Source organism: Halomonas sp. MES3-P3E (assembly GCF_002836035.1).
GTDB lineage: Bacteria > Pseudomonadota > Gammaproteobacteria > Pseudomonadales > Halomonadaceae > Vreelandella > Vreelandella arctica.
In genome coordinates this window covers 17,744-32,525 of sequence record NZ_PJBT01000192.1, presented here as the reverse complement: position 1 = coordinate 32,525, position 14,782 = coordinate 17,744, and the positions used below count along the sequence as shown (strand labels likewise).

Annotated in this window: 12 protein-coding genes; 4 read left to right on the top strand and 8 right to left on the bottom strand. The window is 56.4% G+C overall.

The genetic code is table 11. The annotated features are described in order from the left end of the window. Positions 1-8: 8 nt before the first annotated feature. The 3 genes from argA to CXF87_RS19975 form a co-directional block, all read right to left on the bottom strand. On the bottom strand, positions 9-1,322 hold the full coding sequence (argA, locus tag CXF87_RS19985; RefSeq protein ID WP_101148038.1) for an amino-acid N-acetyltransferase: 1,314 nt from the start codon (positions 1,320-1,322) through the stop codon (positions 9-11). Positions 1,323-1,558: 236 nt separating this feature from the next. Continuing rightward, positions 1,559-2,824 (bottom strand): inorganic phosphate transporter, encoded by a 1,266-nt coding sequence (locus CXF87_RS19980; protein ID WP_008959035.1) that lies wholly within the window; start codon positions 2,822-2,824, stop codon positions 1,559-1,561. A 10-nt stretch (positions 2,825-2,834) separates the two neighbouring features. Continuing rightward, entirely contained in the window at positions 2,835-3,515 is a 681-nt protein-coding gene (locus CXF87_RS19975; protein ID WP_008959036.1) for a TIGR00153 family protein, read from the bottom strand. A 137-nt stretch (positions 3,516-3,652) separates the two neighbouring features. Here CXF87_RS19975 and CXF87_RS19970 point away from each other — a divergent pair, with 137 nt between their 5' ends. Together CXF87_RS19970 and CXF87_RS19965 are read left to right on the top strand one after the other, a co-directional pair. Further along, positions 3,653-4,567, top strand: coding sequence for a CYTH domain-containing protein (locus tag CXF87_RS19970; protein ID WP_101147931.1), 915 nt, complete (start codon positions 3,653-3,655; stop codon positions 4,565-4,567). Positions 4,568-4,631: 64 nt separating this feature from the next. Continuing rightward, positions 4,632-5,510, top strand: a complete 879-nt coding sequence (locus CXF87_RS19965; RefSeq protein ID WP_008959038.1) for an ion transporter — start codon at positions 4,632-4,634, stop codon at positions 5,508-5,510. A 7-nt stretch (positions 5,511-5,517) separates the two neighbouring features. On the opposite strand, the gene CXF87_RS19960 is transcribed toward CXF87_RS19965, so the two are convergent. Further along, a complete protein-coding gene (locus CXF87_RS19960) occupies positions 5,518-6,138 on the bottom strand; it encodes an L-threonylcarbamoyladenylate synthase (RefSeq protein WP_008959039.1) in 621 nt (206 codons plus the stop codon). A 102-nt stretch (positions 6,139-6,240) separates the two neighbouring features. After that, positions 6,241-7,155: a PHP domain-containing protein gene (locus tag CXF87_RS19955; protein ID WP_198556151.1), complete on the bottom strand. Its 915-nt coding sequence runs from the start codon at positions 7,153-7,155 to the stop codon at positions 6,241-6,243. Positions 7,156-7,306: 151 nt separating this feature from the next. Between CXF87_RS19955 and CXF87_RS19950 the strand changes: the two genes are divergently transcribed. After that, on the top strand, positions 7,307-7,606 hold the full coding sequence (locus CXF87_RS19950; RefSeq protein ID WP_101147930.1) for a YciI family protein: 300 nt from the start codon (positions 7,307-7,309) through the stop codon (positions 7,604-7,606). Positions 7,607-7,763: 157 nt separating this feature from the next. Continuing rightward, positions 7,764-9,791, top strand: coding sequence for a bifunctional tRNA (5-methylaminomethyl-2-thiouridine)(34)-methyltransferase MnmD/FAD-dependent 5-carboxymethylaminomethyl-2-thiouridine(34) oxidoreductase MnmC (gene mnmC, locus CXF87_RS19945; RefSeq protein ID WP_101147929.1), 2,028 nt, complete (start codon positions 7,764-7,766; stop codon positions 9,789-9,791). Between the two features lie 502 nt (positions 9,792-10,293). Here mnmC and CXF87_RS19940 read toward each other — a convergent pair. From CXF87_RS19940 to zipA, 3 genes are all read right to left on the bottom strand, one after another. Beyond that, complete coding sequence (locus CXF87_RS19940) at positions 10,294-10,569, bottom strand: YheU family protein (protein ID WP_008957491.1); 276 nt, start codon at positions 10,567-10,569, stop codon at positions 10,294-10,296. Then, positions 10,569-12,602 carry an NAD-dependent DNA ligase LigA gene (gene ligA, locus CXF87_RS19935; protein WP_101147928.1) on the bottom strand — a complete coding sequence of 678 codons (2,034 nt, stop codon included), beginning with the start codon at positions 12,600-12,602 and terminating at the stop codon, positions 10,569-10,571. The genes CXF87_RS19940 and ligA overlap by 1 nt, the downstream gene beginning before the upstream one ends. A 155-nt stretch (positions 12,603-12,757) precedes the next feature. After that, entirely contained in the window at positions 12,758-14,620 is a 1,863-nt protein-coding gene (gene zipA / locus CXF87_RS19930) for a cell division protein ZipA (protein ID WP_101147927.1), read from the bottom strand. Between the last annotated feature and the right edge of the window lie 162 nt (positions 14,621-14,782).

Below are 14,782 nucleotides of genomic sequence, written 5' to 3'. Positions count from 1 at the left end.
TAAGCGCATTACGCTAACTGCTTAACTAACACCTTCGATTTACGCGCGTGATTGTAGGTTTCGCGCTTTAGTGGCGGGAGATCTTCCAGGCTGGCGGCGCGGAAGCCGCGCTCTACAAACCAGTGGGCGGTGTGGGTGGTCAGCACGAACATTTCGTTTAAGCCGCGCTGGCGGGCACGGCGCTCCATGGCTTCCACCAAGCGCTCGCCGCGCTCGCCGCCACGGTAGCTGTCGTGCACGGCTACGCAGGCGAGTTCGGCAATACTGGTATCGGGGAAGACATGCAGCGCGGCGCAGCCGATCACCATACCGTCGCGCTCGATCACCATGTAATCATCGATTTCGTGCTCCAGGCGCTCCCGGGAGCGGGCGACCAGCATGCCCCGCCGCTCTAGCGGCTCCAGCAGTTCCAGCAGGCCGGCCACATCGTTCAGCGTTGCGGGGCGCAGCTGTTCGTAGCGGTGCTGGGTAATCATGGTACCCACGCCATCACGGGTGAACAGCTCACCCAGTAAGGCGTCATGGTTGTGCCAGGAGAGCAGGTGCGTGCGCGCCACGCCTTCCCGTGCGGCGGTGCAGGCGGCCTGTAAATGGCGGGCTAACTCACTGCCAGGAACGGCATTGGTTAAACGCGGCTCGGCTTCTGCTGGCGAGAGTTGGCGCAGTAGCGCGCCGTGCTCATCTTCCAGCCCCTCCGACTCACCGAGCAGAATCAGCTTGTCGGCTTTCAGCGCGACGGCGGCGTGCTGGGCGACTTCGGAGGCGTCCAAATCGAACACTTCGCCGGTACTGGAGAAGCCCAGCGGCGGCAGCAGCACCAATGAACCTTTTTCCAGCAGACCTTCAATGGCGCTGGCACGCACCCGGCGCACTTCACCGCTGTGGTCGAAATCGACGCCTTCACGCACGCCTAGTGGCTTGGCGGTCACCAGGTTGCCAGAGATCACGCTGAGCTCTACACCGTGCAGCGGGGTGCTGGGCAGGCCCAGCGACAGCCGCGCTTCCAGCCACAGCCGCTGGCGGGCGGCGACCTGCTCTACATGGGCCATCACGGCGCGATCCGCTACCCAGCGGCCGTCGATACGGGTGGGCTCAACGCCCGCGGCGGTGAGCGATTCATGCACCTGGGGGCGAATACCAAACACCACGACCAAGCGCACGCCCAGGGTGTGCAACAGGGCTAAATCTTGAATCAGTTGCTCCCCGCGGCCAGACGCCATCGCTTCGCCTTCAATTAAGATGACAAAGGTTCGCCCCCGGTGAGCATTAATGTAGGGGGAGGCGTTACGAAACCAATCAACAAAGGGGAAGCGCGTATCCAAGGGCCGCTCTCCGGCAGCAGGTGAAAGAAACATCAGACGTTTACCACATCCAACTGGGTTACTTTACCAGAGCACAAAAAACAGCGGCACCTTCTAATGCAAATCTGCTGAATCTAATGCAGATAAACATGAAGATGCCGCTGTGATGTTCCCGCTCAGGTACTTCTTAACGTCTTTCGAGCCGTGGCGTACTGCGTTTTATAGGCACTGCTTATTAGCTATTAGCCAACTAGTGGTTAGCCGAACATGCCTTTGAACATAAAGAAGAACAAAATCGCAAGACCGGCGCCAGCGGGTAGCGTGATCAGCCACGACATGGCAATCGTGCCGATAACCCGCAGGTTCAACGCCGCCATACCGCGTGCAAGCCCCACCCCAAGAATCGCCCCTACCAGCGTGTGGGTAGTGGAAATCGGCAGGCCCGTGCCAGAAGCCAGTACGACCGTGGTGGCCGCCGCCAGCGTGGCAGCAAAGCCACGGCTGGGGGTAAGCTCGGTAATACCGGTACCCACGGTCGCGATGACTTTATGGCCGTAGGTGACCAGACCCACGACAATACCGCCGCCGCCAAGTACCAGTACCCACCAAGGCACCAGCGCAGAACCACCAATTTCGCCGCCGGTTTGTACTACGCTGATCACCGCTGCCAGCGGGCCAACCGCATTCGCCACATCGTTTGAACCATGTGCAAAGGCCATGGCACAGGCGGTGAAGATCATCAACACGCCGAACACGCGCTCTACGTTGGCATAGCCGAAGTGATCATTTGCGTTGTGCTCGAACTTGATACGCCGCTGCATAATCAAGCCGATACCCATAATCACCAACCCCAGCAAAATTGACAGCAGCAGGCTCTGATTAAAGGTTAAGTCCAGCCCCACATGGGACAACCCTTTCGTCAGCGTGACCATCGAAACGATAAAGCCCACCAGAAACACATAGCCCGGCACGTAGCGTTTAGCAGCCGTGAACGGGTTGGCATCTTCAAAAATCAGGTGGTGAACTGATTTAAACAGCAAAAAGCCAATGGTGCCCGCCAATAAGGGAGAAACCACCCAGCTCGCAGCAATCGTGCCTACGGCGCCCCAGTCCACTGTGGAGGGGCCTAACCCTGCAACAGCAAAGCCCACAATCGCGCCGACAATCGAGTGCGTCGTGGAAACCGGCCAACCTTTCATAGACGCTGCAAGCAACCACGTACCCGCCGCCAGCAGTGCTGCCAGCATGCCGTATACCAACAGCTGAGGATCGTCTTGCAGTAGTTCGGGGTCGATAATACCTTTACGAATCGTATTGGTAACCTCGCCACCGGCTAGCCAGGCGCCGAGAAATTCAAAAACAACAGCGATCAAGATCGCTTGTTTGATGGTGATCGCTTTCGACCCCACCGAGGTTCCCATCGCATTGGCGACATCATTCGCACCAACGCCCCAGGCCATAAAGAAGCCAAACAAACAGGCCAGGATAATGAAGATTTCACCGTACTGGGCAATAATCAGCATGAAGATCCCCTTAGCGGGCGGTCAGTATCTGCAGACGGCTACCCACACGCTCAGCGCGATCGGATAGTTCGCCAACCCATTCAATGATTTTGTAGAGAAAGATCACGTCCACTGGCGGTAGCTGGCTCTCAAGCGAGAACAGTTGGCGACGGATCGTCACTTGTTGGTCATCGGCTTGGTGCTCAAGGGTGTGCAGTTCACGGATCATGTTCTGCATGACGTCGGAGACGTTTTTTCCAAAGCCGGACTCAAGCAGATCCTTGAGTTCTTCCAGTGCCTGGCGGGCTTGGGCAACACAAGCAACACTGGTACGGATGTAATCGCGCATTGCATCGGCCAATTCATCCGGCACGCGCATTTTACGCCCCAACATAATGCCGGTAATGTCACGCACCTTGTTGGCGATCTTGTCCTGCACGCTGATCAGGTCGAGCAGATCGGAGCGCGACACCGGAAGAAACATGGTGTTGGGCAGGTTCAACCGCAGCTCTGTTTTCAGCGTATCGGCGTCATGCTCTAAGCGGGTGACGTTTTCGCGCAGCTCAGCCGCTTTGTCCCAGTCATCAGCCAGCGTTGCTTCAAAAAACGGCAACAGCAGATCGGCACATTCATTTGCCTTGACGATATGGGCCAATAACGGCTGGAATGGCGAGCGGCCAAACATCGAAGAAAAAGGATTGGAGGTAACCATAATGCCTTTTAGCCTGTTTTCGGGAAGCCTGGAAATGGCGGCGCCAGTATAAAGAGTGCGCCCGCCGCCGTCATGAAAAGTTCATAAATGTAATCAAATATTCATTTAAATGTCACGATAACGAGGTGGCGAGCGTCATGAAAAACCCAATCCCCATGGAAGTAGAACTGAAACTTGCCCTTGCACCAGAGGGACCTGCCGCGCTGTGTAACCACCCGTTTCTAGTATCGAAACCCTCACACCAGCACACGTTGACCAATACCTATTTTGACACCCCGGAAGGCGATTTAGCGAAGGCGCATATTGCGCTACGCCTGCGCAAAATAGATGGCAAAGTGCTGCAAACGGTGAAAACCGCAGGCCAGGGCGGCGGCGGATTATCTCAACGACAGGAGTGGGAGTGGCAAGTTCCTGACCACGAACTGGATCTGGTAGCTCTTGCCGAACTGCTCCCCTTTCAAGGCCAGCTTAGCAGCGTGCTACATGCCCTCGCCCCCCAACTCAGCACCGATTTTACGCGGCGCAGCTGGCAGCTAACCGATGGCTTAGTAAACCCAGGCGCAATAGGCCAGCGCAGTCATATCGAGCTGGTGCTGGATGAGGGCGAAATTATCAGCGGTGGCTACCGCACGCCCATCCGCGAGGTAGAACTTGAATTAAAGGACGGCGACCCGGAAGCGCTGTGGGCATTGGCACTGACACTTTCAGAACAGGTACCGCTGCGCCCTTCAGATAGCAGCAAAGCATCTCGGGGCAATGCACTTAGCAACCAGCACTGGCCACTTCCCAAGGCGCACTCACCGGCTGAGTGGCTACACCGCGCAACGCTGGCGCTGGATGCCTACCACGACAGCCAGCAGGCAAGCTTTCTAAGCGATGCCCAACAGGCGTTAGTCACTCTCGCTGACCACCCCGCGCTGGATGACAACGCCCGCGTGTACGCTCAGGCGTTACCCGGCAGCTTAGATGCCCATGGTCAGCCCAGCACGGCTTACGGTAACGCTGCGTTGGCACTGGCCCATCGCTTGGCGTACCAAACCGAGCTACGCTAACGGCTTAATGCTATTTCAGGACTGTTTTTAAGGACCGAATTGAGGCCCACTTCAGGATGATGCGATGAATTTAAACTTAACCCCCGGTGCGGAAGGCCTACGCGCTCAACTGTTTCATATTATTTTCGAATCCGACACACCGGGCGCTAAAGCCTTTGATATTGCCTTGATCGGGGCTATTTTGTTGAGTGTCGCGGTCATCCTGTTGGGTAGTATCGAGATTTACGCCGAACGCTACGGGCCCATTTTCTTCTACATCGAGTGGGCATTAACGATACTGTTCAGCTTAGAGTTGTTAGTTCGCATTTACTGCCTTGAGCGCCCCTTGCTCTATCTAAAAAGCTTTTATGGAATCGTCGACTTAATCGCTATTTTACCCACTTGGCTAGTGCTACTGGTCCCTGGCGCTCATGGGCTGGTGATTGTTCGCTTGCTGCGAGTGCTGCGTATTTTCCGCATTTTGCGCCTGATGGAGTTTGTCGGTGAAGCCAGCCTGCTACTCGACGCGTTAAAACGCAGTCTGCGTCAAATACTGCTATTTTTTTCTGCCATTTTCATGGTGGTCACGCTGTTCGCGGCGTTGATGTACACCATTGAGTCACCGGAAGCGGGCTTCACCAGTATTCCAATGTCGATGTACTGGGCCATCGTTAGCATGACCACCGTGGGCTACGGCGACATCGTCCCCGCCACCGCGTTGGGTAAAGCGATTACCATGATCTTGATGCTGCTGGGCTACTCGATTATTGCTGTGCCCACCGGGGTATTCTCCGCTCAGGTGATCCGCTCAATACGTGAGGATCGTTACTCCGAGGAAGCCTGCCCCGGCTGCGGGCACGACCGCCATGAGAAGCGTGCCCGCTACTGCCTGCGCTGCGGTACTTGGCTTGATGAAAATAGCGAAGACCCGCGCAAAGCCAAAGAAGAACCTTCGTCTGACTAGACTCAATCTAAACGAAAGGCGTGATATCACCGCGCCCTTCGCGAATGATGGTAGGCGGCAGTTCGCGCAGGTCGATAACGCTGGTGGGGTCTAGATGACAGGCGCCACCGTCGATAATGGCATCCAGATGCGCGCCAAAACGCTCGCGGATCTCTTCCGGGTCGTTCATGGGAAAATCATCGCCCACCGGAATGAGCGTCACGCTCATCAACGGCTCCCCCAAGGCTGCCAGCAACGCATGTGTAATGCGGTGATCAGGCACGCGTACACCAATGGAGCGGCGTTTGGGGTGCAACAATAGCCGCGGCACTTCTGAAGTAGCATCCAGGATATAGGTGTACGGCCCCGGCGTATGCGCTTTCAACAACCGGAAAACGTCGTTATCCACCTTAGCGTAGGTGCCGATCTCAGATAAATCGGAACACACCAGGGTGAAGTTGTGTTTATCGTCCAGTGAACGCAGCCATTTAATCTTTTCAATGGCTTTCTTCTCACCCAGATGGCAGCCCAAGGCATAACCTGAATCGGTGGGGTACGCCACTACGCCGCCTTTACGAATGATCGCAATCGCCTGATCAATCAGCCGCTTTTGCGGGTTTTCGGGGTGAATCTGGAAATATTGGCTCATAAAACTGCTCCTTTCATAGCTCACTGTCTTAGCGGTTCCTACAGCATAGCTGACCTTAGCTGGTGATAACTTAAGCTGACGAGAACTTAAGCTAACGAAAACTTAGCCAATCGCTAACAGACCGGGGGCGGCATCACGTAGATGCACCAAGCGCGGATGCTGCCATATCGGGGGCGCTGCCGTGCGCGGTACCAAGCTCATACTGCCGGGTGCTGCATGGCTGCCGGGAAAGTGAAAGTCGCTGCCCAAGGAAGCGTATAACTCACGCTCGACCAGTTGGCGCGCCAAGTCACGGGTGCTATCCGGGTTCTGCTGGCCGCTAACCAGCTCAACCGCTTGGCCGCCCGCCGCCTGGAAGGTGTCCATCAACAGGCCACGCTTGCGTCGAGTGAGTCCATGGCGCAATGGATGGGCGATCACGGCAACGCCGCCTGCTTCCACAATCCAGCTCACGGCTTCGCTGATTTCCGGCCAGTGGGCTTTGACATCGCCCTTCTTGCCGCTGCCTAGGTAACGCTTAAAGGCGCTTGCCCAGTCGGGCACCACTCCTTCAGCCACCAAGGCACGGGCAAAATCCGGGCGGCCCAGGGGGCGGTCGCTGCCTGCGTGAAGGCGCGCTTTCTCTAGGGCGTCGGGTAAACCTACTTTTTCCAGTCGTTCGGCAATGACTTCCGCACGCTGGATACGCGCCTCACGCTGCTGAATCAAGCCTTCCACCATCGGCCCCTGCAAGCCACCGGGCATCAGCGCCACGACATGAATATTGACCCCTTGCCAGCGTGTGGATAACTCACAGCCGGGGATAAGACATAGCCCTGCTTGCTCGGCAGCGCGGCCCGCTTCTTCAATGCCGTCCATGGTATCGTGATCGGTAAGCGACATATGCGTCAGCCCGCGTTCGGCGCACAGTGTTACCAGCTCAGTGGGCGATAGCGCGCCATCAGAAGCAGTGGAGTGCATGTGCAAATCAACCGGGTAACGCTGATCGGCATCAAAGGTATAAGGAAGTCGAGACATAAGCATGACGCCGTGTGAGCAGTTTGTCAGAATGCGCTTTTTCAGCTGTGAATAAATCGTTCGCAATGGGTAAGATATGGTGCGCGTATCTGGCTGCGCGGTCAATGAACGCTCACTTTTCATCCCCTTCTTTTCAAGGAGTTATATCTACATGCTGTACGCCATTATGAGTGAAGACGTGCCCAATAGCTTAGAGCGTCGTTTAGCGGCTCGCCCTGATCACCTCGCCCGTTTGGAAGCGCTGCGTGACGAAGGCCGGATAGTGTTAGCGGGCCCTCATCCTGCCATCGACGCTGAAAATCCCGGCGATGCTGGCTTTTCCGGCAGCTTGGTCGTGGCGGAGTTTGAGAGCCTGGAAGAGGCTACCGCATGGGCGGATGCCGACCCATACATGATTGCGGGGGTCTATGCCAAGGTAATTGTTAAGCCGTTCAAGAAAGTTTTGCCTTGACCCCAATAGGCGAGTGTGGAGGGTCCGCCCGCTTTTTCACAGAGCCTGTGGAAAACTCTGTGCAAACCCGGCGGACGCTTTGCGCTAAGCCAGAGCCAGCGCCGACGGCGACAAATTGATCATTTTTTAACCAATTCTTCATTAAACGGATATCTGCGTGACCCAACGTCCCAATGCTTTGCCTGCCCTCGCGGCGTTAACCACGCCTTTACTTACCTGGAACGAGGGAGCACCCCACGCAACCGCATTTGATGACATCTATTTCACCCGTGGCGATGGGCGCGCTGAAACCGAACATGTTTTTCTGGGTGCCAACCATCTTCCCCAGCGCTTTGCTGAGTGGAAAGCAGCAAGACCGTTCGTCATTGGTGAAACCGGCTTTGGTACCGGGCTGAACATACTCTGCGCCTGGGCTTGTTTTGAGCAGCATGCAGCGCCCAATGCGCGGCTGCACCTGTTATCCACAGAGAAGTTTCCTCTTGAGCATGAGGCGCTGGAACAGGCGCTTAGTGCCTGGCCTTCGCTAGCGGCTTATGCACAGGTGCTATGCGCCCAGTGGCCCGCTGCCGTGAGCGGCATTCACCGCCTGCACTTAACCGAGCGCGTCACGCTTGATCTGCATTTCGGCGATACCACAGAGCGCCTGGAGCAGTTAGATGGCCAAGTCGACGCCTGGTTTTTAGACGGTTTTGCGCCTTCTAAAAACCCCGATATGTGGCAGCCAGCGCTATTTAACGCCATGGCCGCCCGTTCACGCCCCGGCGCGACATTCGCCACCTTTACCTGCGCTGGTATCGTCAAACGGGGATTAAAAGCCGCAGGCTTTAGCTGGAAGAAAGTGCCAGGCTATGGTCGCAAGCGGGAAATGCTCGCGGGCAGTATCGAAACGCCGCCTGTGGAGCAGCGCCGCCAGGCAACACCCTGGTTTACCCCGCCGCCCGTGGCGGCTGTAAAGCACGTTGCGATAGTCGGTGCTGGGCTGGCGGGCAGCACGATGGCGGCAGCGTTAGCGCGGCGCGGCATTCAGGTAACGGTTGTTGAGCGCGAAGCCCCCGGCGCGGGCGGCTCAGGCAATCGTCAGGGTGCGCTGTATGTAAAGCTGGCTGCCGAGACTAATAACCAAAGCCGTGTTTACCTTGCCGGGCTGCTGTACAGCCAGCGTTGGCTTACCCAACAGCTATCCACACAGCCGTTATCCACACCCCCTTTATGGCAGCCTTGCGGCGTGGTGCAGTTGGCGAGTAGTGATAAAGAAGCACGCCGCCAGCAGCGTTTTATTGAACAACACCCGCTGCCCAGCAACGTTGTCACTGCGCTAAACAACCCGGCGCTAAGCGAAGCAGCGGCCATGCCCATTGACGCACCCCATGGGCTGTTTTACCCACAAGCGGGATGGGTTCAGCCCAAGGCACTATGTGAGCACTTACTTAGTCAGCCAGGAGTGACTTTCCAGCAGGGTGACGTTAGCTCCCTTACCCGCACAACCGCCGGGTGGCAGCTCAATCTAGACGATGCCAGCACGCTTAATGTCGATCAGGTAGTGATTGCCAGTGCGCATTTGGCTAACCGCTTTGCGCAAACCAGCGAACTGCCGCTGCAGTCGGTCCGCGGTCAGATTAGCGAGCTAAAACTACCCGATGGGGTAGCAGGCCCAACCCGCGTGATATGCGCCGGTGGCTATGTATCGCCTGCTCTGGATGGCGTACTGACATTTGGCGCCAGCTTTGTACCCAATAATGCAACCACCGATGTAACCGCCGACGATCATCAACGCAATATTGATGAGCTGCGTCAGACATTGCCCAACTTAGTCGCCGAGCTGGAAAAAGCCGGTAGTGAATTAACGCCTGAACACCTTCAAGGTCGCGCGGCGGTGCGTGCGGCCAGCCCTGACAAAACCCCTTATGCAGGGCCTGTGCCGGTAGCAGAGGCGTGGCAGGCCGACTATGCGCGGCTAGCTAAAGATGCTACTCGGGTGCCAGAGACGCCAGGCGAGCACCACCCAGGCCTGTGGATATCGACGGCTCATGGCTCACGCGGGCTAGCCAGCGCGCCGCTATGCGCCGAGGTGATTGCTTCAAGAATGTGCGATGAACCGATGCCGCTGGAAGCGCCCCTGGTCGATCACTTGCACCCAGGGCGACGCATTATCAGCGCGATTATTCGGGGCGAGAACGCTCAATAGGCAAGCTTGAGATTGCCGCGTCGCTACACTCCTCGCAACGACAGGACTCGATGCTTCAGATAAATGTCATCGTGAGCGAAGCGCGGCGATCTCGGATTTGCCTGCCACTGCCTGCAAAGTTCGCCGCGTCGTTGCGCTCCTCGCAATGACAGGACTCGATGCTTCAGCTAAATGTCATCGCGAGCGCAGCGCGGCGATCTCGGATTTGCCTGCCACTGCCAGCAAAGATTGCCGCGTCGCTGCGCTCCTCGCAACGACAGAACTCAATGCTTCAGCTAAATGTCATCGCGAGTGAAGCGCGGCGATCTCGGATTTGCCTGCCACTGCCAGCAAAGATTGCCGCGTCGCTTCGCTCCTCGCAATGACAGGACTCAATGCTTCAGATAAATGTCATCGCGAGCGCAGCGCGGCGATCTCGGATTTGCTTGCCACTGCCAGCAAAGATTGCCGCGTCGCTGCACTCCTCGCAACGACATACCGGAGTGCTTTTCGGAAGATGCGTCTAAAAATCACCCTCTTCCTCGTCATCGGCGATATCTCGGCCAAACGAGCGCCAGCGAGCTAGGGTCATGACCTCGGTCATCTCCAGCTCAAGGTCATGGGCGATGATCAGTTCGTTACGCTCAAGCTGCTTTTTGAGCTCTGCTACCCAGCCATGCATGCCCTCGCCCGTGGTATCGGTCGTGTCGTAACCCTGGCGGGTCACAAACGCCTCAAGCAGCGCATTGAGGGTTTCCGGTGGCAGCATTCTTGCGGGCACTTCAATAAAACGGCTCATTAACTCTGCTCCCACTCTGCCAAACGTTCCATAAAGGTCGCTTCATCGATCACTTCTACACCCATCTGCTCGGCTTTGGTTAGCTTACTGCCTGCAGCTTCGCCAGCGACGAGACAGGTAGTCTTCTTCGACACGCTGCCCGCTACCTTCGCCCCTAATGCCTGCAAGCGCGCCTTACCCTCATCGCGGGTCATACTCTCAAGCGAGCCCGTCAATACCCAGGTCTGGCCTTCCAGCGGCGTTGGGCCTTGGGTAACGGCGGCTTCCTGCCAGGTCACACCGGCATCAATCAGCGCGGCAATGGTTTCCTGGTTGTGCGGCTGGCGGAAAAAAGTGTGCACGTGGGCGGCGACAATCGGGCCGACATCGTTGACTGCTTCCAGCGCTGCCAGTTCCGCCGTTTGGACGGTTTCAAGCGTGCCAAAGTGATTAGCAAGGTTGGCCGCTGTGGCTTCGCCTACTTCACGAATCCCTAGCGCGTAAATAAACCGCGCCAGGGTGGTCGATTTGGCTTTTTCAAGTGAGTTGACCAAATTATTGGCCGACTTCTCGCCCATGCGCGGCAGGCTTTTTAGCTGCTCAACAGTCAAATGAAACAGGTCCGCCGGGGTTTTGACCCAATCCAAGTCGACCAGTTGCACAATCAGTTTCTCGCCCAGGCCGTCGATATCCAGCGCCTTGCGGCTGGCGAAGTGCTTCAACGCCTCTTTGCGCTGGGCGGCGCAGTAGAGGCCGCCGGAACAGCGCGCCACGGCTTCGCCATCAACGCGCTCAATATCCGACCCACATACCGGGCAGTGTTCAGGAAAAACAATGGCCCTGGCATCCGCAGGCCGCTGTTCAACATGCACTCTCACTACCTGAGGGATAACGTCGCCCGCTCGGCGAATAGAGACCGTATCACCGATCATCACGTCCAGGCGGGTGATTTCATCGGCGTTATGCAGCGTAGCATTGGAGACCGTCACGCCTGCCACGGTGACCGGTTCAAGCCGCGCCACCGGCGTGATTGCCCCGGTACGGCCAACCTGGAACTCGACATCGTTAAGCGTGGTGACCTCTTCCTGAGCAGGATACTTAAACGCCACCGCCCAACGTGGCGCGCGGGCGACAAAGCCCAGCTCACGCTGGTAGCGCAGGTCATTCACCTTGATCACCACGCCGTCGATATCAAAGCCAAGCGCATCGCGTTTTTCGCCCAACTGCTCGCAGTAGTCGGCGACAGCTTGCGGGCCTTTGACGACTTTCAGCTCTGCACTGGCGCGAAATCCTAACGTGGATAACCGTGCCATTAGTTCGCTGTGGGTGGTATCGCCTAAATCAGGCTCCAAGCGCGCTGCCTGATAGGCGTGAAACTCCAGCGGACGTTTCGCGGTAATACGCGGGTCGAGCTGACGCAGGCTGCCTGCCGCCGCATTGCGCGGATTGGCAAATACCTTGCTGCCCTCTTCCCGAGCGCGCTCGTTCAACGCCTCAAACCCTGCATGGCGCATAATCACTTCACCACGCACTTCCAGCAGCTCGGGTACGTTTTTGCCCATCAGCTTTAACGGCACCGAACGCAAAGTGCGCAGGTTAGAGGTGATACCTTCACCGGTACGTCCATCGCCCCGGGTGGCGCCGCTCACCAGCACGCCCTGCTCAAAAACCAGCGACACCGCCGCACCGTCCAGCTTAGGCTCGCAGGTAAATTCAACCTCGTCCGCACTGCACTCCAAGCGTTCCGCCACCCGCTCGGCAAAGGCATGGATATCGTCGCGGCTAAAGGCATTATCCAACGACAGCATAGGGATTGCGTGCGCCACTGATGGAAAGCCATCGGCGGGGGCGGCGCCTACGCGCTGGGTGGGTGAATCGCTGGTGATCAGTTCTGGATGGCTGGCTTCCAATTGCTGTAAACGTTGCAGCTGACGGTCGTAGTCGGCATCGGTAAGGGTGGGATCATCCAGCACGTAATAGCGGTAGTTTGCCTCATCAAGGGCGGCCCGCAGCTGGGTAATCTCTTCCAACGGTTGAGAATCAGACTTGCTCATTAGAATGGGTTCCAGTACTCGGCAGCGACAACGCAAAACCTAAGCAATTTAAAAATTGAACGAACGTGAAAACTGAACGACTGTAAAATTAGCGTTTATTGAACAAAAACACCCGCCTTCTGGCAAGAAGGCGGGTGTTGAACAGCCAGTGTGATTTAGCGGACTTGCATATGCCGATGCAGACGATGGCGACGCTCAAATTCACGCACCCGCTGACGGGCAAACTCGATCGTTTGTGCGGTCATCACACTGCGGTTTTCATCTTTCAGTTCGCCGCCCATATGACGTACCACGACCATGGCGGTTTCAACCATCGCCTCGAACGCGGCTGCGCTATCAAGTGCACCCGGCAGTGGCATCAGTAAGGTGATGCCTGGGGTCATGAACTCGCCCATCTCTTCAATGGGGAAGGTGCCTGGTTTAACGACATTGACCATGGAGAACTGCAGTTCGCTGTCATCACTTTCCGTTTCAAAGCGGTGGAAAATGCCCATTTCACGGCTATAGCGCAAGCCACACACCATCATGAGTTCCAGCAGCTTGCTACCGTCAAACCCTTCGGGATCACGGGAGAGAACGCTGATAACAACCACTTCTTCAGCGCTGGAAAGCGTCTCTTTGGCGTGTTCGCCGCTCACATCGTGACGTAGGGCTTTTTCTAATGTGGGATGTATGCGGACGCTATCATTCCCCCCGCGCTCCTCAGCAGCGCGATCGTCATAAGCAGCATCACTGGCATAATCGGCGTTTTCGTCAAAATCAGCAGAGTAGCCCTCTTCATAAAGGGGCTCTTCATACCGAGACGCTTCACGAGCTTGATCATCCGCTCGCTGCTGAGCAGCCAGTCTATCCGCGGCCGCTGCATTGGCTGCTGCCTCTTCACGTGCCTGCGCCTGCTCTTGGGCTACGCGAGCACGCTCAGCATCGGCGGCTTCTTTCGCTTCACGCCGCTGTTCCGCTTCCTCTGCTTTACGCTCAGCTTTCTGCTTGGCCAGCTCCTTATCTCGCAGCGCTTTCTCAGCCTTTTTACGTTGTTTCTCTTTACGACGCTCGATCAACCGGCGCTTCAATGAGCGGCCCATGCCTTCAAAGTCGATTAACCGGTACTCATCCACTTCGTCATCGTCCAGCTCGTCGTGCTCCCCGGCTGTATCGGAACGCAACTGACGACGTTTAGGAGAGTGATCATTAGCATGTTTTGCAAATACGGCATCTTCTGGCTCAGCACGCAGTACCGGTTCAGCGTCATAATCAGGCTGAACAGAGGCTTCCGTATCCGTTTCGCTTGCGCGAATAGACATGTCATCAGGCGAAGCAGCTGCCTCACGGGTCGTTGAGTCTTCTTTTATAGCGGCCTGTGGAGCAGGCTCAGTTGCTTCAGCGTTCGCGTTAGAAGCGGTTGCGTTAGCCATTGCAGCAGAATCAGCGGCCGCCGTTGGCTCGGCTTCGTGTTGCGATACGGCCTCTCTATCTTGAGGAACCTCAGCAGCCTTTAAGGTACTGGCCTTTGAAGTGCTGTTCATTGAAGTACTTGCCATAGAAATACTGGGCTCAAGGCGCTCATGCTCAGTCGGCATGGAGGGTGAAGTCGTCGCAGTATTTGCTTTAGCGACGGCTGGGCGCTCCGCTTTTTCTGCTGCTATTGATTGGGAATTAGCGATGGATTCCGCTTTTGCAGCTTTGCGTTTGGCTGCTTTAGCTGACGCCGAACGCCTAAACTCAGAAAGCACTCTGGAAGGGCCAGGATGCTCTTGACGCTCTAACTTTGGTTTATTACCTAAGCCACTATAGTCAGCGGGCTTAACGACTCGTGCACCGCCATTGGGTAGTTCCCAATTGATCTCTGCTGCTTTAGCAGCTTCATCGGGATCATCTTCTAGCTGACTAGCTGAAAGATCCTTTTCCGCCTGATCCAGACGGGGTACACGACGCTGACGTTGAAGTCTTCGCGCACCGTCTATAACGATGAGCGATACCAACGCCAGCCCTAAAATGATTAGCCACTCTCTTAGTTCCATGTCGAACGTTCCATGGTCATCTTGCCGGTTGCTAAGGCACCATGCCTAAATATGGGTAACTGCTATTTAATAAGTACTTGCCACCAAGCATAGCGCGATTGCTATGAAAAGGGCCAATTTTTGCTGATAATTACGCTATTTTCACGCTTTTGAGACTGTTAT

Bases quoted from the DNA above. Each gene is read 5' to 3' on its own strand.
- CXF87_RS19950 (WP_101147930.1), top strand. From the start codon at position 7,307: ATGCTGTACGCCATTATGAGTGAAGACGTGCCCAATAGCTTAGAGCGT.
- CXF87_RS19965 (WP_008959038.1), top strand. From the start codon at position 4,632: ATGAATTTAAACTTAACCCCCGGTGCGGAAGGCCTACGCGCTCAACTG.
- CXF87_RS19960 (WP_008959039.1), bottom strand. From the start codon at position 6,138: ATGAGCCAATATTTCCAGATTCACCCCGAAAACCCGCAAAAGCGGCTG.
- CXF87_RS19980 (WP_008959035.1), bottom strand. From the start codon at position 2,824: ATGCTGATTATTGCCCAGTACGGTGAAATCTTCATTATCCTGGCCTGT.
- zipA (WP_101147927.1), bottom strand. From the start codon at position 14,620: ATGGAACTAAGAGAGTGGCTAATCATTTTAGGGCTGGCGTTGGTATCG.
- CXF87_RS19940 (WP_008957491.1), bottom strand. From the start codon at position 10,569: ATGAGCCGTTTTATTGAAGTGCCCGCAAGAATGCTGCCACCGGAAACC.
- CXF87_RS19975 (WP_008959036.1), bottom strand. From the start codon at position 3,515: ATGGTTACCTCCAATCCTTTTTCTTCGATGTTTGGCCGCTCGCCATTC.
- CXF87_RS19970 (WP_101147931.1), top strand. From the start codon at position 3,653: ATGAAAAACCCAATCCCCATGGAAGTAGAACTGAAACTTGCCCTTGCA.
- CXF87_RS19955 (WP_198556151.1), bottom strand. From the start codon at position 7,155: ATGTCTCGACTTCCTTATACCTTTGATGCCGATCAGCGTTACCCGGTT.
- ligA (WP_101147928.1), bottom strand. From the start codon at position 12,602: ATGAGCAAGTCTGATTCTCAACCGTTGGAAGAGATTACCCAGCTGCGG.